The 21,886-nt window shown below is 60.4% G+C and carries 23 protein-coding genes and 3 pseudogenes; 16 read left to right on the top strand and 10 right to left on the bottom strand.

Annotated features, from left to right (window positions below):
* On the bottom strand, positions 1–149 hold a 149-nt coding region (locus C9413_RS08865; RefSeq protein WP_170250371.1), incomplete at its 3' end, for a MerR family DNA-binding transcriptional regulator.
* Positions 150–235: 86 nt separating this feature from the next.
* Between C9413_RS08865 and C9413_RS08860 the strand changes: the two genes are divergently transcribed.
* The gene (locus tag C9413_RS08860) at positions 236–958 is read left to right on the top strand and encodes an SDR family oxidoreductase (protein WP_040114651.1); all 723 of its coding nucleotides are present in this window, start codon (positions 236–238) and stop codon (positions 956–958) included.
* Complete coding sequence (locus tag C9413_RS08855; RefSeq protein WP_170250370.1) at positions 955–1,974, top strand: S-adenosylmethionine:tRNA ribosyltransferase-isomerase; 1,020 nt, start codon at positions 955–957, stop codon at positions 1,972–1,974. The genes C9413_RS08860 and C9413_RS08855 overlap by 4 nt, the downstream gene beginning before the upstream one ends.
* A gap of 304 nt (positions 1,975–2,278) precedes the next feature.
* On the opposite strand, the pseudogene C9413_RS08845 reads toward C9413_RS08855, so the two are convergent.
* Positions 2,279–3,436, bottom strand: a pseudogene (locus tag C9413_RS08845) (adenylate/guanylate cyclase domain-containing protein); the annotation flags it as partial.
* Positions 3,437–3,730: 294 nt separating this feature from the next.
* Between C9413_RS08845 and C9413_RS08840 the strand changes: the two are divergent.
* Positions 3,731–4,018: a hypothetical protein gene (locus C9413_RS08840; RefSeq protein ID WP_040114654.1), complete on the top strand. Its 288-nt coding sequence runs from the start codon at positions 3,731–3,733 to the stop codon at positions 4,016–4,018.
* Between the two features lie 37 nt (positions 4,019–4,055).
* Here the strand turns inward: C9413_RS08840 and C9413_RS34425 are convergent, their stop codons facing one another.
* Genes C9413_RS34425 through C9413_RS34165 form a run of 3 tightly spaced genes read right to left on the bottom strand, consistent with a single transcriptional unit; the run spans position 4,056 to position 4,729 of the window.
* Complete coding sequence (locus C9413_RS34425) at positions 4,056–4,304, bottom strand: hypothetical protein (RefSeq protein ID WP_318299938.1); 249 nt, start codon at positions 4,302–4,304, stop codon at positions 4,056–4,058.
* Between the two features lie 11 nt (positions 4,305–4,315).
* Positions 4,316–4,567: a hypothetical protein gene (locus C9413_RS34420; RefSeq protein ID WP_318299939.1), complete on the bottom strand. Its 252-nt coding sequence runs from the start codon at positions 4,565–4,567 to the stop codon at positions 4,316–4,318.
* A 39-nt stretch (positions 4,568–4,606) separates the two neighbouring features.
* On the bottom strand, positions 4,607–4,729 hold the full coding sequence (locus tag C9413_RS34165) for a hypothetical protein (protein WP_281408626.1): 123 nt from the start codon (positions 4,727–4,729) through the stop codon (positions 4,607–4,609).
* A gap of 314 nt (positions 4,730–5,043) precedes the next feature.
* On the opposite strand from C9413_RS34165, the gene C9413_RS08830 reads away from it, so the two are divergent.
* The 3 genes and pseudogenes from C9413_RS08830 to C9413_RS08820 all read left to right on the top strand — a co-directional run.
* Positions 5,044–5,361, top strand: coding sequence for a hypothetical protein (locus C9413_RS08830; RefSeq protein ID WP_323808294.1), 318 nt, complete (start codon positions 5,044–5,046; stop codon positions 5,359–5,361).
* 231 nt (positions 5,362–5,592) lie between these two features.
* On the top strand, positions 5,593–6,321 hold the full coding sequence (locus tag C9413_RS08825; protein ID WP_040114656.1) for a phosphatase PAP2 family protein: 729 nt from the start codon (positions 5,593–5,595) through the stop codon (positions 6,319–6,321).
* A 373-nt stretch (positions 6,322–6,694) separates the two neighbouring features.
* Positions 6,695–6,843 (top strand): annotated as a pseudogene (locus tag C9413_RS08820) (transcriptional regulator); the annotation flags it as partial.
* Between the two features lie 354 nt (positions 6,844–7,197).
* Here the strand turns inward: C9413_RS08820 and C9413_RS08815 are convergent.
* The gene (locus tag C9413_RS08815) at positions 7,198–7,770 is read right to left on the bottom strand and encodes a hypothetical protein (protein ID WP_166677450.1); all 573 of its coding nucleotides are present in this window, start codon (positions 7,768–7,770) and stop codon (positions 7,198–7,200) included.
* Between the two features lie 409 nt (positions 7,771–8,179).
* Positions 8,180–9,046, bottom strand: a complete 867-nt coding sequence (locus C9413_RS08810) for a LysR substrate-binding domain-containing protein (protein ID WP_040114658.1) — start codon at positions 9,044–9,046, stop codon at positions 8,180–8,182.
* A 141-nt stretch (positions 9,047–9,187) separates the two neighbouring features.
* Here C9413_RS08810 and C9413_RS08805 point away from each other — a divergent pair, with 141 nt between their 5' ends.
* The 10 genes from C9413_RS08805 to C9413_RS08760 all read left to right on the top strand — a co-directional run bounded on the left by C9413_RS08805 (position 9,188) and on the right by C9413_RS08760 (position 19,257).
* Positions 9,188–9,949, top strand: a complete 762-nt coding sequence (locus C9413_RS08805; RefSeq protein WP_040114659.1) for an SDR family NAD(P)-dependent oxidoreductase — start codon at positions 9,188–9,190, stop codon at positions 9,947–9,949.
* Between the two features lie 40 nt (positions 9,950–9,989).
* Positions 9,990–10,829, top strand: a complete 840-nt coding sequence (locus C9413_RS08800) for a transketolase (protein ID WP_040114660.1) — start codon at positions 9,990–9,992, stop codon at positions 10,827–10,829.
* Positions 10,826–11,863: a transketolase family protein gene (locus C9413_RS08795; RefSeq protein ID WP_040114661.1), complete on the top strand. Its 1,038-nt coding sequence runs from the start codon at positions 10,826–10,828 to the stop codon at positions 11,861–11,863. The genes C9413_RS08800 and C9413_RS08795 overlap by 4 nt, the downstream gene beginning before the upstream one ends.
* A 65-nt stretch (positions 11,864–11,928) precedes the next feature.
* Complete coding sequence (locus C9413_RS08790; protein ID WP_040114662.1) at positions 11,929–12,933, top strand: TRAP transporter substrate-binding protein; 1,005 nt, start codon at positions 11,929–11,931, stop codon at positions 12,931–12,933.
* A 25-nt stretch (positions 12,934–12,958) separates the two neighbouring features.
* On the top strand, positions 12,959–13,489 hold the full coding sequence (locus C9413_RS08785; protein WP_040114663.1) for a TRAP transporter small permease subunit: 531 nt from the start codon (positions 12,959–12,961) through the stop codon (positions 13,487–13,489).
* Positions 13,486–14,745 carry a TRAP transporter large permease subunit gene (locus C9413_RS08780; protein WP_040114664.1) on the top strand — a complete coding sequence of 420 codons (1,260 nt, stop codon included), beginning with the start codon at positions 13,486–13,488 and terminating at the stop codon, positions 14,743–14,745. The genes C9413_RS08785 and C9413_RS08780 overlap by 4 nt, the downstream gene beginning before the upstream one ends.
* 13 nt (positions 14,746–14,758) lie before the next feature.
* Positions 14,759–16,264, top strand: coding sequence for a sugar ABC transporter ATP-binding protein (locus C9413_RS08775; RefSeq protein WP_170250369.1), 1,506 nt, complete (start codon positions 14,759–14,761; stop codon positions 16,262–16,264).
* The gene (locus tag C9413_RS08770) at positions 16,261–17,271 is read left to right on the top strand and encodes an ABC transporter permease (protein ID WP_040114666.1); all 1,011 of its coding nucleotides are present in this window, start codon (positions 16,261–16,263) and stop codon (positions 17,269–17,271) included. The genes C9413_RS08775 and C9413_RS08770 overlap by 4 nt, the downstream gene beginning before the upstream one ends.
* 44 nt (positions 17,272–17,315) lie before the next feature.
* A complete protein-coding gene (locus C9413_RS08765; protein ID WP_040114667.1) occupies positions 17,316–18,296 on the top strand; it encodes a substrate-binding domain-containing protein in 981 nt (326 codons plus the stop codon).
* Positions 18,297–18,363: 67 nt separating this feature from the next.
* Positions 18,364–19,257, top strand: a complete 894-nt coding sequence (locus C9413_RS08760; RefSeq protein WP_040114668.1) for an amidohydrolase — start codon at positions 18,364–18,366, stop codon at positions 19,255–19,257.
* Positions 19,258–19,297: 40 nt separating this feature from the next.
* Here the strand turns inward: C9413_RS08760 and C9413_RS08755 are convergent, their stop codons facing one another.
* The 3 genes and pseudogenes from C9413_RS08755 to C9413_RS08745 form a co-directional block, all read right to left on the bottom strand.
* The gene (locus tag C9413_RS08755; protein WP_082046677.1) at positions 19,298–20,251 is read right to left on the bottom strand and encodes a sulfonate ABC transporter substrate-binding protein; all 954 of its coding nucleotides are present in this window, start codon (positions 20,249–20,251) and stop codon (positions 19,298–19,300) included.
* 161 nt (positions 20,252–20,412) lie between these two features.
* Entirely contained in the window at positions 20,413–21,441 is a 1,029-nt protein-coding gene (locus C9413_RS08750; RefSeq protein ID WP_040116452.1) for an NADP-dependent oxidoreductase, read from the bottom strand.
* Positions 21,442–21,703: 262 nt separating this feature from the next.
* Positions 21,704–21,886: pseudogene (locus tag C9413_RS08745) on the bottom strand (IS110 family transposase); the annotation flags it as partial.

Raw genomic sequence — 21,886 nt, 5'->3', positions numbered from 1 at the left:
ATCCGACGCAACACGGACCGGTGATAGCGCCTATGCTCCGACCCGGCCCGCTCGGACGAGATCAGCCCGCGCTCCTCGTAGAAACGCAGGGCCGACGAGGCGACGCCACTTCGCCGCGAGACGTCGGTGATGGTCAGCATCGGATCCATGCGTGAAGGAGAGCACGATTCTCACTTGACTTCAAGTTAACTTGAACTTGTAGCAAGTACTCCTACGGATTGAAGGAGCACCGACGATGCAGATGAATATCGATCTTCAGGGACTTCGTGTGGTCGTCACGGGCGGCACGTCGGGCCTCGGACTGGCGCTTGTGCGGAAGCTCATCGAAAAGGGCGCCTGCGTCGCCTTTGTCGCCCGCACCGCTTCGAATGTCGAACGCATTGCAGCTGAGACGGGCGCGCATGGCATTGTCGCCGATCTAGGCAAGAAGGAGCACATCTACCCGATCGCGATGCAGGTGACGGCCAGCCTTAGCGGGGTCGACATCCTGATCAACAATGCGTCGAGCCTTGGTCCTGTCCCTCTGGCGCTACTTGCTGATACCGAGTGCGAGCAGCTGGAAGCGGCGCTTGCGGTCAACCTCCTCGGCGCGTTCCGGCTGACGAAGGCCCTGTTCGGTGCGCTTGCCGCGTCCGCACGCGAGGGCCGCGGCGCGCTGGTAACCAACATCTCCAGTGACGCTGCTGTCAACGCGTATCCCGGTTGGGGCGCGTATGGTGCGAGCAAGGCCGCTCTTGCCCATCTGACGGCGATTTGGGACGAGGAGGCGAAAGTCGATGGGATAAGGTTCCTTGCACTCGACCCTGGCGATATGGACACCCCGCTGCACGCGCTGGCGCTTCCGGACGCCGATCCGTCGACCTTGAAGGCTCCCGAGCTGGCTGCTGCCGAGATCATCGAAAAGATGATCGGCGCTTTGCCGGTTCGGGCTAACCTGCTCGCCGGAGAACAGGCATGACTGCCGACGACCGTTCCGATCAGCGCTCTGCCAGGCTGTTCGTCGTCGAGGCGGACGGAATAATGCGCGACCTGCCGCGTACCAGGCTCGCCACGCTATTCGATGCCGGGGATCTAGTTGTCGCCAATGACGCCGCGACCTTGCCTGCCAGCTTGCATGGTACACATGTCCCAAGCGGGCAGTTGATTGAGATCCGCCTCGCCGGCTGGCGATTACTTCACGATCCTCGCCGCTTCGTGGCGCTTGCCTTCGGCTCGGGTGATCACCGCACGCGCACGGAAGACCGGCTGCCTCCGCCTTCGCTGTCAACAGGCGACCACCTCCGGCTCGGCCCGCTTGAAGCCGTCGTCGAGCGCGTTCTCTACCATCCTCTACTCTTCGAGCTGTGCTTCCAAGGTAGCCGGGCAGCAGTGCTTGCAGGTCTAGCGCAGCACGGTCGGCCGATCCAATACGCGCATGTTCCCGAGCCGTTGGCGCTGTGGGATGTTTGGACGAAGATTGCCGCCCTTCCGTTCGCGTTCGAGGCGCCGTCGGCAGGCTTCGCGCTCGACTGGCGCACGCTGCAAACCTGGCGTCAGCGCGATGTCGGATTCGCAACACTCACGCATGCCGCTGGCGTTTCTTCCACCGGCGATCCTGCTCTCGACTCGCGGCTTCCCTTAGACGAGCCGTACCGCATCCCTGAGCGCACCGCGGCGCATGTCGCGCAGGTGAAGCTCCGTGGCAGCCGCATCATTGCGATCGGCACAAGCGTCGTGCGCGCGCTAGAGGCAGCCGCCGATCCCGATGGCAGCGTGCGCGTCGGAAACGGCATTGCGACAGGACGCATCGCGAGGGGAACGCCGCTTCGCGTCGTCGATGCGATTATCACGGGTGTCCACCAGCCCGGCGAAAGCCACTTCGAGCTCCTGCGCGCGTTTGCAGACGATGGCTTGCTCGCCAAGGTCTCCGCAGCCCTTACCGCGTGCGGCTACCGCGCCCATGAATTCGGCGATTCTGTACTGCTGAATTGCTAGCCGCTGCTTTCATAGATCCGATCGGCGGAGTTCGTCCAAACCGTCACCGAACTTCAACGGGATGACCTCGACCGCTGCTACGTGAACGCAGTTTCGAATGGCGTAATTTAGCGGGGCTCGTCAGCGCACCCTGGCGTCAGCTGGCTGACATCGGGTGAACCGGCCCGAAAATGCGACTGGCCCTCGAAGGCTCGCAATCCGAGATGCAGCGCCGTTGAGCCGTCGATCCTGTCGTTGAAAACACATCGCCCTTGATCTGGTAGAGACGAATGCTGCTTTTGATCGCCTCATCGGTAAAGGTTGCCTGAATCGTGTAAAGGTTCAACTGGCTTTCGGCGCGCAGGTAGTAGTCGTATTCCGCGAGGTTGGTGCTGTCTTTCCCCCAAGCCTGACTGTAATCCGCCTTGCGAATGGCTCCGAATTCACCGGTCATCGCCCCCACGATCTTGCCGGTCAACTCATCCTGGAGCGCCCACGGGTCGGTACCGGCTCGTCGAACCGGTCTGCCCAGACATGGTCCCCGGTCCTGGCGTTGATGAGTTGCGCAACAATGCGCACCCTATCGCCTTCCTTGCGCACACGACCCTCGACGACATAGCCAACTCCCAACTCCTTGCCGATCTGGCGGATGTCGCCTTCCTTGCCCTCATATGCAAACGACGAGGTTCGCGAGACCACTGCAATGTCAGAAAAACGCGAGAGGATGGCGATGACGTCGTTCGCCACTCCTTCTCCCAAATAACCTAGGCTCTTGTCGGCACTCAGATCCTTGAAGGGAAGAACGGCGACAGACGGGATCGTGCTGGAGACTGGAGGAGAGGACACTGCCCGCGGATAGTACAGCGACATCCAGATGGCCAGTACGGCCGCGATGCCTGCCGGGACGCCAAGTGCCCACCACAGTCGGCTCATCCCACGCTTTCGCAGAATGCGTCGGCGGAACGGAGCGTCGATGCGCACGTGGTAGACGTCGATAGGCTCTTCGATATTCTTGACCTCCTGCCGCCCAGCGGAGTCAAAACGAAAAGCGAGCTTTTTCTCGACCTCCTTTGCCACCTTGCCTGAAATACAGATTCCGCCCGGAAGCGCGAGTTGCTCCAGCCTTGCCGCAACGTTCACGCCATCGCCATAGCGGGTCGTCGCCATCCACGATCACTTCGCCAATGTTGATGCCGATACGGACGTTGAACCTTTCCTCCTCAGCTACAGAAGCGTTGCGCTCTGCCATTCCGCGCTGGAGAGACACGGCGCATTCGACAGCGTCGACCACGCTGCCGAACTCCGCAAGGAGGCCGTCACCCATGAGCTTGAAGACCCGCCCATGATGGCTCTTAATCTCGGGTTCAAAAAGCTCAGTGCGTCGCGCTCGAAGACGGTCAAAGGTGCCCGCTTCGTCCCGCTCCATAAGTGCGGAGTATCCGACTACGTCGGCGGCCAGGATTGCAGATAACCTGCGCTCCATGACTTGGCTCCAACATGAATTGTGCGGCAAACACTATACATGAGTTTGCCGCATGTTTCACGCGCGAGAAATAAGGGTGGCTTCCTTCGGCATGTTCTTTGGAAGCCGATTCCCGCCTCCTCAGTTCATCGACAATTTCCATAGCGGTGGTTTCATCCAGGCGTTTGAGTGGCAGAGTTTCAGCAATAACAGAAATTGGCAACGCTTGAGCATTCGTAAACGTCCCCTATTGTCATACCGTGGGGTCTTTTCGAAGCAGAGCGATGGGCCCTCGGCAGAGAGGGCCAAGCAGACATGAAGCACGTCCTCATCGCTCTCGCTGTCGTTCATAACTGGTATTCCGGCCACCATGATCCGGTCACCGGCTACGAATGCTGCGACAACAAGGACTGCCGGACCATCAGCCCGCGCTATGTCGAGCCGCTGCCGGGCGGCAACTTCAACATCCGCACCGGGCCCAAGACAAGATACTTCATCCCCAAGAACCGGGTTTTGGAGAGCGAAGACAGCCAGTATCACATCTGCACGTCCGCCCCGCATATGACGATCCGCTGCTTCTTCGCGCCACGCGGGCTCACTTGAGAGGTGGGCTGAACCTCCGGCCGGACATTGCCGTACATCACGCGACTGCCAGTTCGATAGGCAAGCGTACGAGTTTGTCACTCGACAGCGGCCGCTGCAGCGCACGTGCCTCTTCCCATGGAGCCGTCAGCCAGGTTTCGATATCGTCAACGTTCAAGAGACTGACCGGCATGGCCTTCTCGTGTTCCGGCGCCACGATGCCATTCGGCTCGGTCGTCAGGAAGCCATAGAGATCAGCCCTGACCAAGCCTTCCTTGATCTTGCGGACGCTCTGCCATTGCTGCACCCAAAATCCAGCTACGTCCTTGCCTTTCTTTCGTAGAGCGTCCGCTCGCTCGGTAGCTGTCTAAACAGCGCCTGTGACGAGCTCGGAAGGCCCCATCGCACGTTTGCCAGCTCACGGCCGGCAGGTGTGTTGCGGACGATCGGCGCCATTCTTTCGGGCCGTATCTCTTCGATCGGCTGCAGATTGCCGGTGCTGTCGATGATCGCGCGTGTGATCGCGCGGATTGCCGCCTGGTTGCTCAGCATCCGGTAGAGATTGCACACATTTCCTTCCCTCGGCCCCAATTAGCCACGTTTCGCCCGTCATGGTGCGGTGATCGACATCTGAGGAGCGATCGACAGGATCGCGTTATCCTCACCCGGTTCGTTCCCGAGATGCCAGAAAAATGAAAGAATGATGAACGCCACAACGAATAATATCGACATGATCGATAGCCAGGTCGGCCGAAGAGTGAAGCCACCAACGCTAGTAGGTTGAATGTGTGCCATGTCTGCCGCTTTGCCCGTCGCTTTGGGGAATCGCCGCTCTTTGTAACGTTAGGTCAGTGGGCACGGACAAAAAAGCTATCCCTTTTGGTTAACTCTTGGTCCCTTTAGTACGTCTTTTGAGTGGCCCTGCTGATTGCAGAGATCGAGTATCGCGAGTCGACGCTCGAGGGCAAATGGGTCATTCCTCGACTGACGCGTCCCGGACCAACTGCGAGACCGTCGGTCGGGTCCCCTTCAGAACGCGTTGATGGTTGACCGCACGATTTCCTCCCTTCACCTTCGCTCTTGGAATGGCAGCGGGAGATCTGATCGCCGAAACGGTCAGCTTCGACTACCTGACGACGGCAATCCTCTCCCTGGGCGGTATCGCGCTCATAGCCGCAGCCTACTACTTCCTGAGGATCGGCCCCATCCTGGCGTTCTGGCTCGCCTATATCTTCACCCGGCCGCTCGGGGCGTCGTTCGGCGACCTGATCTCGCAGCCTTCCGAATATGGCAGTCTGAGTTTCGGCACGATCTACACCAGCGTGATCGTTCTCGCCGCCATCATCCTGATCGTCATATATTGAGGATGTCATAGGCTCCGGCCGAGAGGGGCGAAGGAGCTCATAGACCGCGCCAATAAATGCATCTGTGAATACCGGCGGGCGATTGCCGGTATTCACAGCCGGCTCTTCGGAAATCTTCTCATCAGTTCCGATATTAAATCCCGTTCAGGCAATTGTCAGGCAAGAGGCAGACAAAGATGCATGGCGTTGTTCCATGTCGTCGAAGCCGGTTGAAAAACAGGAACTATAAACATGACCTATCAAGCCGTACCGTTCGGCCGCGCCAGCGCCAGCGGGACCTCCTTCCTCATGGCCTCGACCTGGCTGTTGCTGCTTTCGATTTTTCATGCGTTCCCGGCGATGGATATTGCCATCTCGTCGTTCTTCTTCAGCGGAGCGCTCTGCGGGGGAGGTGTGGGATGCGGCAGCTTTGCCTTCGGCCGCTATGAATCCATCAAATTGCTGCGCTGGGCTCTGTATGGTTTACCGTACATCGCGGCCGTCGCGATCGTGATCGGCGTCATCGCGGGAAGCCTGTCCAAATCGATTGCAGCGAAAATGCCGGTGCGGCGCCTGTGGCTCTCGCTCGCCACTTTGGGCCTCAGCACGGGATTGATCGTCAACCTGCTGCTGAAGAGCCATTCGGGGCGTCCCCGCCCGATTCAGACCAACTTTTTCGGCGGTCACATGGACTTTATGGCGGCCGGATCGTTTTTCGGTCAGTGTACGAGCAACTGCTCCTTCGTGTCTGGTGAAGCGTCGGGAGCCGGCTGGTTGCTTTGCCTGATCATCCTTCTGCCGCCGAAGGCACGGCTCTGGTTCGGTCCGCCCGTTGCCATTGCTTCAGTCGCGACCGCAGTCCTGCGCGTGGTGGTCGGCGCCCACTATATCTCCGATGCCGTCCTCGGCTTTTTGATGCCGATCGTCGTCTTCTCCGGCCTGATCGCACTCGAACAGCGCTTTCTGACTTCCGCCAGATGACCGGCGAAACTCATCGGCGTTTCCGTGTCGACGAAGTGGCGGGCGCTGCAGAGCCTCGCGAAAGGCCTGGTGACGACGTGGAATTAGAGCATTTGCATGCGGGCTTAACTCGTCTCTCAAATCAGCCCGGTTGTCGGTTGCCCGCAGGGGAAGTTCGGCGCCGCCTAGCTCGGTTCGCTCCATAAGCAACAGTCGACGGGGCCGTTTAGAGAAGTCTATTGTATTTAGTCATTTGACCATTCGGGTGACTGGTGCCGCTCGTTCGACTCCTTTCAAGGCGACGGAATTCTTTTCGTGGCAGCCCCGCTGATGGTCAGGGGCTGGCGTTAGCGATTGCGTTTAGGTCTTCGGTTTCCGTCCGGCCATCATCGGTTCGCTGGTGTCGCTGGCTTCGGCAGGCCTTGGCATCGGCTTTGCGCCGGAGTGGACCGGAGGCCTGCCGAACCGGGCTTCGAGCTGAAGCCGGTCAGAGGCATCGATTTCCGGGTTGGGCTCGGCGTTGCCCCTGACGTGCTGGAGCCGGATTACGTCCTGCAGTATATGTCCGGCCGTTCGGCAAACCTCGTTCAGAATGCCGCTGGAGTGACTTGTACGAACAGCGTGCACGCGGCGCGGCTGCGCGATAAGCGTCTCGCGTCCAAGCTTTTGCCCCTGTGGTCCACACCGTTTGTCCGCTTGAGCTGCGAAATCGAGGGGCATGCGCTTGGCGGCGGAATGCTGAAGCTTGAGCCTCGAGAGGCGGGCAATATCGTCTTCCCAGCACAATCCCTTCTCGAAAAGGGCTCCAATGAGTTGCTGGAGGAGGCGATCGTGACAATGCAAAAATGGAGGCATTATGCCGGCTGAGACGGACGGCAACCTATGCCAATGGACGACTCAAGCCGAGGCGTTGAAAGCTTTGGGGAATTTCTCGGCAAAACCCAAAGTGCAAGTCACATCAAGCCTCTTCACTGGTATGTGTCTTGCCGCCTTGTCATCGAAGGCGGCTTCGATCCTGATGACATTACGCCTCGCCCGCCGTTTCGGGTCGTGCGACGGTCCGGTCGTGCCCCAATCTTGCATTATGATCCCTCTCTCGCCGGCGGCGGAGAACGCACCGTTCTCGGCGGCCTGAAAACAAAGAACGTAGACGTGGTCGTGACGCGTGACGGCATCGGTCCTGTGATGGCAATCTCCTGCAAAGGAGTCACCGGGGCGTTCCGTAATCTGACCAACCGGATGGAAGAAACCATCGGCGAATGCACGAACCTTCACATCACCTATCCAGCCCTTGTCCTTGGTTATCTGGTTCTGCTCCGTGGCAACCGGCAAAGCGAAGAGGCTTTGGAAGAAGCTGCGGAAATTGTTGCTGCGTCGAACGATCCTCAACCAGCCGGCAAGGTACTGGCTGCCAACGATATCGCGATTGCGATAGGCGGAGAGCCGGTCGCAGGCATCGTCCGCTTTCACAACGCGTTGCGAGAATTGGTCGGGCGCCGAGGCATTCGGGATGATGTCAGTCGCTACGAGGCAATAGGGTTCGGGCTCGTAGAGATGGATGGTCCTTCAAAAACGGGCTGTTCGAAGCTTTTCCGGATAAAGAGAGCCCGCTATTGCTAGCCGGTTTTTTCAAAACCCTTTATCTGCGATACGACGAGCGTTTCGTCACCAGTGCTCCTGACCTTGGTCGAGTGACCAGGCGTTTTGAATGGGATTCTGCTTCACCGGCATTCGCCGATGTTCAGCTTTCGGAATACGATGCAAGGGTCTCCGGCTAAAACAAGCCGGGCCGAGGGTGCTACTATTGCTCTCGCCTAAGATGAACGTCTACTTAAGAAACCGCATGACAGCTCCGTTCCTCGACTGCCTTGAGAACGTATTATCTTGCCAGCCAATCGGCGAACAGTTTGGCCAGTCTCCGCTGGCTTCCCGTCTTCGGATAGGCGAGGTAATGACCGATGTAGCGATTGTCCCGGCTCACGCCGGTCAAAGCCCGTACGAGCCTCCCGGACTCCAGATCGGGCTGCGCCAGAACATTCGATTCAAGCGCAATGCCCAGCCCGTTCGCAGCCGCGTCCAGTGCCATGAAGCTTCGATCGAAACTCATTGTCGGCACGGGAGGACTCCCGAGATCGTTTATTTCAAACCAGTCGATCCATTGAATTCGCTTCAAGTCGCTGCGGATAAGCGGATACTTCAGAATATCCCGGGGAGACGTCATGGAAGAGGCGATGGCCGGAGAGCAGAGCGGCGAAACGATTTCTTCCGCCAACGGGATGACGATCAGATCCTCACGGTTCTGCGGCTCGCCATAGATTATATCCACGTCGAAAAGACCGTCCGTGAAGCGTGCATAAGTGGTGCTGGACGCGACCCGCACCTCCACCTCAGGATTTTCCTTCAGGAACGCAGGCAGACGCGGCGAGAGAACCTTTGCCGCGTAGCTGGGGGCGCAGTGAACGCGCAGCAAGTGGGCTTTGTTCGATGAAATCATCTCAACACCCCGTCGCAGTTCCTCGAACGCGTTGGATGCGTGGTTGAGAAGCGTTTGACCCGCGAGCGTCAAGGTAACGTTCCGCGTGTTTCGCTCGAACAGGGCTGTCCCCAGATCACGCTCCAGCTTGGAGATCGCGTGACTTATCGCACTTGGGGAGAGGTTGAGCTCTTCCGCTGCGGCCCGGAAAGAGCCGAGACGGGCAGCCGATTCGAATATCCGCATCGCAGAGAGCGAGGTGAGGTGCAGCATCGGATTAGTGAAACAGATTCATCTACCGGTGTAAACTTCGCGTTTGTCGCCTTGGCGGTCTTCGGTCACAAATTCGCCCAGGGATGTCTCGTCCCTTTACCGAAATTGCCAGATGCCGGGAGAGCATCGGGAGGAGATTTAATGCTACTGCAGGGAAAAACCGCGGTCATATCGGGCGCGGCGAGCAAGCGCGGAATTGGCCGCTCCACGGCCGAACTATTCGCTCAGCACGGTGCCAGGGTGGCGATCCTGGATATCGATGCGCAGGCTGCCGACGAGGCTGCCGCCGAGTTGCCGACCTCCGGCCAGGTTCGCCACATCGGGCTTGGCTGCGACGTGTCCGACCGGGCTTCCTGCCAGGCTGCCGCAGACGCCGTCGTCGCCGCGTTCGGCTCCGTAGGTGTTCTGATTAACAATGCTGGCATCACCCAGCCCGTGAGGACGCTCGAAATCACCGAGTCCGACTGGCATCGCATCGTCGATGTCAACATGACCGGCGTTCTCTTTCTCAGCCAGGCCTTCATTCCGAACATGCGCGAAAACGGCGGCGGGTCGATCGCCTGCATGTCGTCCGTGTCGGCGCAGCGCGGCGGCGGGATTTTCGGCGGACCGCATTACTCGGCGGCGAAGGCGGGTGTGCTCGGGCTCGCCAAGGCCATGGCGCGCGAGTTCGGTCCGGCCGGCATCCGGGTCAATTCCGTGACGCCGGGCCTGATCCAGACCGACATCACCGCGGGCAAGCTCGGCGACGATGCGCGCGCAGAGATCATCAGGGGGATTCCCCTCAGCCGTCTCGGCGAGGCGCGTGATGTGGCGAATATCTATCTGTTCCTTGCATCCGATCTCTCCGCCTATGTCACCGGCGCCGTCATCGACGTCAATGGCGGCATGCTGATCCACTGACCGGTTTCAGCCCGGCAAAACTAGGGGAGATCTCTCGTCAATGGCTCAGATCGGTCACAATGTCAGTCTTTCCGAGCGCGCCCGGCGCATACGCCGCCACGCGCTGCGGATGGGCGAGGTGCAGGGCCAGGGCTATATCGCCCAGGCGCTCGGAATTGCCGACGTCCTTGCGGTTTCTTATTTCCATGCGACCCATTACCGATCGGAGGACCCGGAATGGGAAGGGCGCGACCGCTTCCTTCTGTCGATCGGGCATTATGCAATCGCGCTCTACGCCGCCTTGATCGAGGCCAAGATCATTCCCGAGGATGAACTTGAGACCTATGGGGCCGACGACAGCCGGCTGCCGATGTCCGGCATGGCAGCATACACGCCGGGCATGGAGATAACCGGCGGATCGCTCGGTCACGGGCTCGGCATCGCGGTTGGAATGTCGCTCGCGCTGAAGCGCAAGAAATCCACCTCGTTCGTCTACAACCTTTTCTCCGACGGAGAACTGGACGAGGGATCGACCTGGGAGGCCGCAATGTCGGCCGGCTCCTCCAAGCTGGACAATCTGATCGGTATCGTCGACGTCAACCAGATGCAGGCGGACGGCCCCTCCATGGCCGTCTTGAACTTCGAGCCGCTGGGCGCGAAATTCGAAGCTTTCGGCTGGTTTGTCCAACGCGTCGACGGAAACGACATCGACGCGCTGGTCGCCGCCTTCGATGCGGCGCGCCACCACAAGGGCGAACAGCCGCGCATCATCATATGCGACACCAAGATGGCCAAGGGCGTGCCTTTCCTGGAGGCGCGTGAGCGCAACCATTTCCTGCGGGTCGAGCCGCATGAATGGGCCGAAGCGATCAGGATCGTCGATGCGGGAGTGGTGACATGAGGCGCTCGAAATATGTCCGGCCGGAACATCTGACCCATGGTGGCGACCGCCCGCGCCTCACGACATCGGCTATGATTGCGTCGATCGCGGGAGCGGACCAGCCGACGAAGCCCGCACCGTTCGGCCATGCGCTCGCGGACCTCGCTTCGCGGGACGATAGGATCGTCGGTCTTTCCGCAGATCTCGCGAAATACACCGATCTGCATGTTTTCAGGGCGGCGCATCCGGACCGTTTCTACCAGATGGGCATGGCCGAGCAGCTTCTGATGATGTCGGCCGCCGGCATGGCGCGGGAGGGTTTCCAGCCGTGGGTAACGACTTATGCCGTGTTCGCTTCGCGGCGGGCCTATGACTTCGTCTGCCTGGCGATTGCGGAAGAGAGGCTGGACGTGAAGATCGTCTGCGCGCTTCCCGGGCTGACGACGGGATACGGCCCGAGCCATCAGGCGACCGAGGACATAGCCATGTTCCGCGGGATGCCGAACCTGACGATCGTCGATCCTTGTGACGCAAGCGAGATTGAACAAGCGGTGCCGGTTTTGTCGGCACACAGGGGGCCGGTCTATATGCGTCTCCTGCGGGGCAACGTTCCGCTCGTCCTGGACGAGTACGGCTACAGATTCGAACTCGGCAAGGCCAAGCTCATCCGTGATGGCAGGGATACCCTGATCATATCATCCGGCCTCATGACGATGCGCGCCCTGGAAGCTGCCAAACACCTTGAGAAGGACGGCGTGGACGCCGGCGTGCTGCATGTGGCGACCATCAAGCCGCTCGACGAGGAGACCATCCTAGCCGAATGCAGCAAGCAGAACCGGCTGGTCGTGGTTGCGGAAAATCACACGCTGATCGGTGGGCTGGGCGAGGCGGTTGCAGCGACCCTCATGCGCTCCGACGTCCGGCCGACTGCTTTCCGTCAAATTGCGCTTCCCGACGAATTCCTCGAGGCCGGAGCCCTGCCGACCTTGCACGAGCGATATGGGCTCTCGACGTCGAGGGTGGAGGCGGCCGTCAAATCTTGGCTGAATGAATAAGCCCTACGTTCCCGTCAGGGAGAGACGGGCAAAACAACTGGCGTGAGCACAATACGGAGGAGAATATGAGCTTGCATATCAATCGGCGTGGATTTCTTTCTGTTGCGGCGGGTGCCTTGGCTGCGCCCGCATTGGTGGCCGGCGTGCGGCCGGCCAGGGCCGCGACAACCCTTACTCTCGGTCATGGCGCGGCCCCCGGCAATCCGCGGACGATTGCCGCTGCCAAATTCGCGGAACTCGTGGCGGTAAAGACCTCCGGCCGGGTGAAGATCAATGTCGCCGGCGCCGAGACGCTCGGCAGCGACTCCGCGATGCTGACCAGCCTTCGCACGGGGGCGCTCGATTTTACCGCCAACAGCCAGGGCGCAACATCGGCCCTGGTTCCGGAACTGGCGGCCCTCGGGCTTCCCTTCCTGTTTCCCGATACGGCAAAAGCGATGAAGGTGTTGGGCGGGCCGGTCGGCGCCGAGCTGAACAAGCGGTTCGACGCCGTCGGCGTCGTTCCGCTCGACTGGTGGGACAACGGCATTCGCCATCTCACCAATTCCAAGCGTAACATTGCGGCGCCCGGTGACCTGAAGGGACTCAAGATCCGCACCCCCGCCGATCCGATGACGATCGACATCTTCCAGGCGCTTGGTGCAGGCACGGAACAGATCGCCTTCGGCGAACTCTATATCGCCCTGCAGCAAGGCGTCGTGGACGGCCAGGAAAATCCGCTCGCCAATATCGAAAGCTCGAAACTCTTCGAGGTCAACAAGTACATCAGCCTCACAGCCCATAAGTGGGAGTCGACCCCATTCCTCATGTCGAAGATCGCCCGGGCCCGGCTCGGAGCCGATCTTGAGGCGGTCAAGGCCGCCGCGAAGGAGGCGGGCGACCTGCAGCGCAAACTCTCCGCGGAAAAGGACGGTCAGGTTCTCGCGAACTTCAAGAAGAACACGGCCGTCGAAGTGGTGGAAGTCGACCGGGCGGCCTTCGTGAAGGCGACCGCTTCCGTTGCCGAAAACTGGAAGAAGAAGCCGTTCGGCGATTTCGTCAGCAAGATCGAATCGGAAGCAAAGGCGTGATGCCGCCCACTGAACGGAGTCTTCCATGCAAAGCTTGCTGCAGTGCGTCGACATGCTGTCGCGCGCAATCGTAATGCTGTCCCGTTTCGTCGTCATCGCCAGCGGCATCGCGCTGACGGTGGTGACGACGGCCAATGTCGTTGCCCGCTACACATCGCAGAGCGGTGGTTTCTCCTTCGCCCAGGAGCTGCCGATGCTGATGTTTCCCTGGTTCATCCTGGCAGGCATCGTCCTTGCAGCCCATGCCGGCGGGCACATGGCGGTCGAATGGCTCTATGACAAGCTTGGCGGCGGCATGAGGCTTTCGGCCCTCGTCCTGGCGAACGTCATCAGTATCATCGCCTTCGTCACCCTCGCCTATCAGTCGATCGTGGTGGCCGAGATCGCCGGCATGGAACAGAGCCCCGTCCTGCGGCTGCCGAACAGCGTTGGCTACTATGCGCTCGCCGTCGGCGCCTTCCTGGTGTCGATCGTCACGGCCGCTGCGACCGTCCGCGTGCTCCGGTTCGGCTGGGAATCCCGGATCGAGATTAAGGCCGAGGAGATGCCCCTGTGACGCTGATCATGATCATCTCCTTCTGCGTGCTGATGGTCCTGGCGGTGCCGGTCGGTTACGGGCTGATCATCGCCGCCGGCCTCGGCATTCTCTTCAACGGATACGTGCCGTTGTCCGTGGTCGCCCAGCAGGTCTACGATCAGACCCAGTCGTTTCCGATGCTCGCCCTGCCGTTCTTCATGCTGGCGGGGACGCTGATGCTCGGAGGCGAACTCGGCAAGCAGCTCTTGGAACTCGCCTCCCGCGCGATGCAGCGCTGGCGCGGAGGGCCGCTCTCGACGACCGTGGTCTCTTCCGTCGTCTTCGGCGGCGTTTCCGGATCCGCGGTCGCCAATGCCAGTGCGCTAGGCTCGGTGCTGATCCCGTGGCAGAAGCGGCAGGGATTTCCGCCAGCGCTCTGTGCGGCAAACAACGCGACTTCCGCGGTCATCGACGTGTTGGTCCCTCCCTCAATCCCGATGATCCTCTACTCCCTGATCAGCGGTGTCAGCGTCGCAGACCTGTTCATCTCGGGTATCCTGCCGGGCATCATCATGGCGGTGAGTTTCATCTTCGTCTGCTGGTTCATCTCGGTCCGCAGGAGATATGCCGCCGAGGCGGTCAAGATTCGCAAGCGCGATCTGGCAAGGCTTGCGATCCAGAGCCTTCCCGCAATCCTCCTGCCGATCCTGATCATTCTCCTCCTTCGCTTCGGGTTCGCGACGCCGACCGAAGTCGCCGTGCTGTCGGTCGTCTATTCGCTGCTGCTCAGCCTGCTGTTCTACCGCGATCTCACCTGGAAACGCTTCTGCGATAACCTGGTGGAAGCGGGAGTAGCCACTGGCGTCGTCATGCTCGTCATCATGGGCAGCGCCGCCGTCGGCTGGGGTCTCACCTTCGACCAGGCGCCACAGCAGATGGCGGAATGGGTTGCCGCCAATATCTCCAGCCCGATCGTCATCATCTTGATGATGAACGTCCTGATGCTCATCGTCGGTATGCCGCTCGACATGCCGCCCGCCATCCTGCTGCTCGGACCGATCTTCGTGCCGCTGGCCGATGCCATTGGTCTCGACCGGGTGCAGCTCGGCCTGATGATGGTCATCAATCTCGGCATCGGGCTTTACACGCCGCCGATCGGCACGACGCTGTTCATCTCGTCGTCGATCGCCGGAGCGCCGCTCGGAGCGACCACACGTGAACTCTGGCCGTTCTTCGGCATGGCGATGCTGCTGCTGCTCGCCGTGAGCTTCATCCCGGCGCTGACGATCTACTAGGAAGGGGGACGCGATGGAAGATGGCCGAAAGTTCGTCGCAACGGTCAAGGGGTTGACCAAGTCCTACGGCGCCACATCCGTTCTCAAAGGCGTGGATTTCTCGCTGGCGCGCGGCGAGATTCATGCACTGCTCGGCGGCAACGGTGCCGGAAAATCGACGATGATCCGCATCATCACCGGGCTCGCCGGAAAGGATGGCGGCGACATCGAGTTCAGGGATGCGGCGGACAATCCGCTGAGTGACACCGAGGGCAGGTCGAAAGTGGCCGTCGTCCACCAGGAATTGGCGCTTCTGCCGCATCTAACGGTCGCCGAGAACATCGTCTTGCCGCGCTTTCCGAACGGCCTGCGCCTGTTTGACCGCAAGCGGTCGTGGCGGCAGGCCCATGATGCCCTGGCTATCATCGATCGGGAGTTCGCGGGCACCTCGCTCCACGAACTGGTCGGCGATCTCAGCCTCCATCAAGGGCAGATGGTCGAGATCGCAAGGGCGCTTTCCTCCGGGGCCGAACTTATCCTTCTCGACGAACCGACCGCCAACCTTACGGCGCTCGAGACGGAGCGACTGTTCTCGGTGCTGAGACGGCTGACCCGGGAAAACGGCCTTGCCATCGTATTCGTGTCGCACCGGATGAAGGAGATCAGGCAGATCGCCGATGTCTGCACGATCATCCGGGACGGAAGGACCGTCGTCGACCGGGCCCCCACGAGAAGCCTGTCCGATACGGCGATCATCGAGAAGATGGGTCAGATCACCGCAAGACACGCCGAGGGCGTCGGGGCGGCGCATCCGGTGCCCCGAAGCGCGGCGGCTTTCGCCGACGACACGCTCGTCATCCGGGACGCAGATGTCGAAATAACGTTGGCTGCGGGAATGATCCTCGGCGTCGCGGGTGCTCCGGTCGGCCCGCAATCGTTGATTTCGGCTTTGGTCGGAGCGGCGAAAGCAAGGCGCTGGACGGTTGCGCGGGCCGGCTGGCCGCAGGCCTTTACGTCCCCCCGGCAGGCCGCCCGTTCCGGATTGGTTTTCGTCACCGGCGACCGCGCGCACAAGGGCATTCTGGGCAATCTTCCAATCATCGACAACGTGATGGCCTCGCGCCGCATCCTGCGCCACAGCGTCTTCACAAGCGGGCGTGAGAGGGCGAAGTGCCTGGATCTGGTCGAGGCGCTGAAGATCAAGGCAGCCTCTATCTGGGACCTGCCCGACACGCTGAGCGGAGGGACGCAGCAGAAGCTCCTGCTCGCCCGCTGGCTCGGGCTTTCCTCCCGCCTTCTCGTGCTGGAGGAGCCGACACGCGGCGTCGACATCGGAACCAAGAAGGAGATTTACCAGCTGATCCGTCAGATGGCGGCAAGCGGGACGATCATCGTCTGGTGGTCGACGGAAAACGCCGAGCTCCTGGAGGTCTGCGACCGGGTGGTGGCGTTCGATACGGAAGGCCGCTGCGCCGGCGTGATCGAAAAGCAAGATTTGAGCGAGGACGCTCTCGCGAACATGACGGGAATGGCGGCATGAGATATGCACCAGAAACAAGTTCGGCCAAGGCGGGGCGGGAGCCGACGACACGACAGCGGGAAAGCCTGCTGTCGGTCTACCGAACGGAGATCGCCATCGCACTCGCAATCGCGCTCGTGGCACTCGCCGTCGGCTCACAGGTGCCGCAGGCGCTGAGCTGGGGCAATTTCGCCAACATCACCCAGGCGGGCGCACCGCTCATCATCATGTCTCTGGGTGTGCTGCTCGTCGTCATCACGGGCGGTATCGATCTGTCGGTGGGCTCGGTCTTCTCGCTGACCGGCATGGTGACCGCACAGGCGATGGCACAGGGGCTGGGCGGCGCCGGTGCCGCATTCGCCGGTCTGTCGGTCGGGCTGGTATTCGGATCGATCAACGGCTTTCTGGTGACGGTCGTCGGGCTTGCTCCCTTCGTGGTCACGCTGATCACCTTTGCCGTGGCAGGGTCACTGGCCTTCATCGTGACCAACGGCCGTTCGATGCCGATCGGCGATCCGGATTTCTGGCTGCTCAACAGCGGAAGTCTCGTTCCGGGCATTCCCAACTACATTCTCTTCTGCCTCGTGCTTTTGATCGCCATCGAATTCTTCTTGAAGAGGATGGTCGCGGGGCGGTGGTTCTATGCAGTCGGCAGCAGCTCGACCGCCGCCCATCTGCTCGGCATTCCTGTCCAGCGAACGAAGTTCATGGCCTATGTCGCCTCGTCGCTTCTGGCCTCTTTTTCCGGCCTGTTGACGATCTCCTATATCCTCAATGCCGAGTCGACGGCCGGCTCCAGCCTGATGCTTCAGGCGATCGCCGCGGTCGTCATCGGCGGAGCCAGCCTGCTGGGCGGGACGGGCACGGCCGTCGGAGCGGTGCTGGGCGCACTGATGATCACCGTCATCCAGAACGGGGTCAACCTCATCGGCATCAACAGTTTCTGGCAAGGCTCCGTCACCGGGCTCGCCATACTAGTGGCGGTGCTCATCGACCGCTTCGGCAACTCACGGCGCAGCCAGCGCTGAATTGAAAGGTCGGAATCATCCGGCGTATCGGAGGAGGAACTGAAATGAAAACGAAGAAGAGGAAAAGCCTTGCGGTTGCGGCAGGCCTGGCGCTCGCGGTGATTTTCGCGAACGCTCCGACCAAGGCACAGGAAAAGAAGACCGTGGCCTATCTGGCGCCGTCGCTCGACATCTCCTACTGGCAATGGGTCGGCTACGGGGTGAAGCAGAAGGCCCAGGAGCTCGGCATGGACTATGTCGAGTATACGTCGGAAAACTCGCCGGCCAAACAGATGGACAATGCGCGCACCGCCATCACCAAGGGCGTCGACGCGATCGTCATCGGTCCGGTCAGCTCGACCAGCACACCCCCGCTGCTTGCCTATCTGAAGTCGCAGAATATTCCGATCGCTTTTGCCGGGATTGGTCCGCAGCCGGGCCAGACCGACTATACGTCGTCGGTGACCGCAAACAACTACGAGACCGGCAAGGCGCAGGGAAGCTTCGTCTGCAAACTCGCCAAGGACCGCGGCGGCAACAAGGTTGGCATGCTGTCGCTGCCGCAGGACCGCGAAAACGCCCAGAAGTACCTCAAAGGCGCCGAGGAGGCATTCAAGGCGGATGGATGCACGCTGGCGCAGATGCTTGAGACTCGTGGCCTAACCGTCAACGAAGCCGTCACGCAGGCAAACGACATGCTGACCGCTCATCCCGACATCAAGGGGATCTACGGCATGTATGACGAAGCGGGAACCGGTGCCGCCAAGGTCCTCCAGACCCGCGGCCTCACTGGAAAGGTCGGAGTTGCGGTTGCAGACGGCAGCCCGACGACGATCGCGCTTTTGAAATCGAACGCGATCCAGGGCATCTTCTTCCAGGAGGCCGTCGGGCAGGGCATCGACGGGACGCAACAGGTCTTCAACGCGCTGAGCAACGCCCCGGTCAAGAAGGATCTGGCCCTGGTCATGCCGCTGGTCACGGCCGACAAGGTCGATTCACCGGAAGCCAAAGCCGTCATCGCTCGCGTCTTCCCGCCGGCCAAGTGATATGAAGCGGGTGCGGCTCCTCGACGCCGCCCCCGATCCTTTTACCCATAGGGGCGGAGCCAGAAGCATGGATCAGTTTCCCATCATAGATCCCCATTTCCATCTGTGGGATCTGGACAACAACTATTACCCGTGGCTCTCCGACGGCGTGAAGCCCTCCGCGTTCGGCGACTACGCCGCGATCAACAAGACCTATCTGATCGAGGACTTTCTTGCCGATGCGGGCAACCAGAACCTGGTTAAGGCGGTGCATCTCGATGTCGGCTACGATCCCAAGGATCCGGCCGGCGAAACGCGCTGGCTGCAGGCGGTGGCCGACAAACATGGTTTCCCGCATGGCATCGTCGGTTATTCGGATCTTCGCAAAAAGGACGTCGGCGACCTGCTCGACGAGCATATGCAGTATGCCAACTTCCGCGGCATAAGGCAGTCGATGAACTTCCACACCGACCCGGCCAAGACCTACCTGACCGAGGCGGAGGTCAGCCGTACGCCGGAATGGCGCCGCGGCTTCGTGGAACTGGCGCGTCGGGGCCTGAGTTTCGATCTGCAGCTCTATTACTGGCAGATGGAGGAGTTTCTCGATCTGGCGCGCGACTTTCCGGATGTGCAGATCATCCTCAATCACACGGGCATGCAGGTGGATGGTCCCGAACACTTCGAAGGGTGGCGGAAAGGCATGAAGACCTTGTCCCAAGCTGCAAACGTCGCCTGCAAGATCTCCGGCCTTGGCATGGGCAATTGGACCTGGACCACCGACGACATCCGACCCTATGTCGAAGAGGCGATCGCTGCTTTCGGAGTGGAACGCTGCATGTTCGCTTCGAACTTTCCGGTCGACAAGCTATTTTCGAGCTACGACGCGATATTCGATTCATTCAAGGAGATTTCGAAGACCTTCGCCGAAAGCGAGCGCAGGGCCTTGTTCCATGACAATGCCGCGCGGTTTTACCGGCTCTGACGAAATCCGTGATCCCATACTCACGCCTCAAGGGTGAGCATCACGCCTTGACCTTGCGGACAACGTCCGCAATCGTCACCTCTTTGGGAATGAGCTTCAGTTTAAAAAAGGTGTCGGCGATGTTCTGCTGCTGCGCGACGACGGAGTTATCCAGGCGCTTGACTCCGTAGGATTGACGCTCGAGCGCCTTGACGAGGACAGGCTGGGGGATGCCGACCGACGGCGATAGCTCCGCGGCCGCAGCCGCGGTGTCTGACTTGGTCCATTGGTCGATCTCGGAAATGGCGTCGATCAAGACATCGATCGCCTTGGTGTGGCCGTCAACCAGCGCAGTCGTGCCGAGGTAGAACTGGTGATTGGGAACGATGCCCTCGCCGTTTCTAAGCTCTCGCGCTTCGACCGCCACTTCCGCAGCTGCCTGGAAGGGATCCCAGATGACCCATGCATCTACCGCGCCCTTTTCGAAGGCTGCGCGGCCGTCGGCCGGGGCGAGGAAGGATGGCTCCACGTCCTCGTAGGTCAAACCGGCTTCTTCGAGCGCCTTGACGAGCAGGTAATGCACGTTCGAGCCCTTGTTGAATGCGATCTTCTTGCCCTTCAGCTCCGCGACGGACTTAATGGGACTGTCCTTCGGGACCAGTATGGCTTCGCCGCGCGGGGCGGGCGGCTCGTGTGCGATATAAACAAGCGGAGCGTTTGCGGCCTGGGCGAAGATCGGCGGCGTTTCGCCGGTCGATCCGAAATCGACCGAACCAGTGTTCAGGGCCTCGAGGAGCTGGGGACCGCCCTGAAACTCGGTCCATTCAACGGTGTAGCCGATGGATTCAAGTTTCTTCTCCAGCGTCCCCTTGCCCTTGAGAAGTACCAGCGTTCCATACTTCTGGTAGCCGATACGCACGACCTTGTCAGCGGCGCCAGCCAGTCGAACATGCGTGAAAGGTGTCGCGATGGCACCTGCCACCACCGCAGTGAAAGCTCGCCTTGTGATCTTCATCATACCCTCCGGAATAAGACGAGACCAAATTAAAGTGTCTCTATATTTTTCATAGAATATACGTGCTCCGGCATCCGCTTCTCCGGGATTCGCTTTTTTGTTCTGTTCCGACTGTGAGCAAAAAGAACTGCTCCGGGAGATAGATAACGCCAAGGCTATGTTCAGGGCGCGACGCGTACGATCAGCTTTCCGAAATTCTTCCCTTCCAGGAGGCCAAGGTAAGCCTCCGGAGCGTTTTCGAGTCCATCAACGATATCTTCCTTGTACTTGAGCCGTCCTTCGGAGATCCATGCTCCGGCTTGCTGATAGAAGTCGGGACGCTGCTCGGCAAATTCGCGCTGTATAAAGCCTCGGATGGAGAGACTTTTCCGCAGGATGGCGCGCATCACCACAGGAAGCTGATCACTTCCGCTCAAGACAGAGGATTCTTCGTTGTAATGCGCGATGAGCCCGCAGACGGGTATGCGCGCGAAGTCGTTGAGCAATGGAAAAACCGCGCTCCAGACGTGGCCACCGACATTCTCGAAATAAATATCGATTCCGTTCGGACAAGCGGCTGCGAGTTGTGCCGGAAAATCGCTCGAATGATGGTCTATCGCGGCGTCGAATCCGAGCTCTTGGCGTAAGTACTCACATTTCCTGGACCCGCCTGCGATCCCGACAACACGCGCACCGAAAATCTTTGCCATCTGCCCAACTGCCGAGCCAACCGCGCCGCTCGCTGCTGCGACCACAAGTGTTTCCCCGGCTTTGGGTTTGCCAATATTACGAAGGCCGGCATAGGCGGTGAAGCCGGGCATTCCAAGAATGCCGAGCGCTGTCGTGATCGGTGCGGTTCCCGGATCGAGCGTCCGCAAGCCTGAACCATCTGAAATCGCATAGCTCTGCCAGCCGGAATGCGAGAGGACGATTTCCCCCGCCTTAAACGCCGTGTTGCGGCTTTGTGCGACGCGCGCAACCGTGCCCCCTTCCATCACACCGCCGATTTCGACCGGCTTGGCATAGGACTTGGCATCGTCCATGCGACCCCGCATGTAGGGATCAAGGGAAAGATAAAGCGTCTGGAGAAGAACCTCGCCCTTGGCGAGGTCCCGAACCGTCTCCCGCTCGAGTCGGAAATTCGCAGCCACCGGCTTTCCGGATGGGCGCGAAGCAAGGACGATGCGGGTGGTAACGAGTTGACTGGCCATGGGTGTTCTCCAATGAAAGAACGCAAGGGGCAAAACACCACCATTTGGCGGCTTTTCCTTGGGTTCCGTTGTGTTTTGACCGGCGTTTTCGCCGATCGAGTAAATCTCTTCCTTCCGTGCGACAGGCATCTGCCGTTCGGTTCCTGAACCATTCTCCAATGCGTGACCTTGCCTGTGGCTTCGGTCACAAAGTGGCGTTCGGCTCCCGGTTTCCCATTCTCCTCAAGGAGCGCAGCCCAGACCTGCCGGGCTCGCTAAACAATCATCGGGACAACCGGGATGTCGTCGACGCGCCTTCCATAGGGCTTTCGCGCCGCTGCTCGTAAGCGCGCTGGTCACGCAGGATCTGGAAGGCGATCGTCAAAAGCTTGCGCGCGATGGCAACGCGCGCCTTGTTTACTCCTCTGAACTTCAGATGCTCGTATTGGGCGCGAAGCTGTGCATC

It is taken from the genome of Rhizobium sp. SEMIA 4085 (assembly GCF_013004495.1).
Classification (GTDB): Bacteria; Pseudomonadota; Alphaproteobacteria; order Rhizobiales; family Rhizobiaceae; genus Rhizobium; species Rhizobium gallicum.
This window is presented reverse-complemented; position numbering and strand designations above follow the sequence as displayed.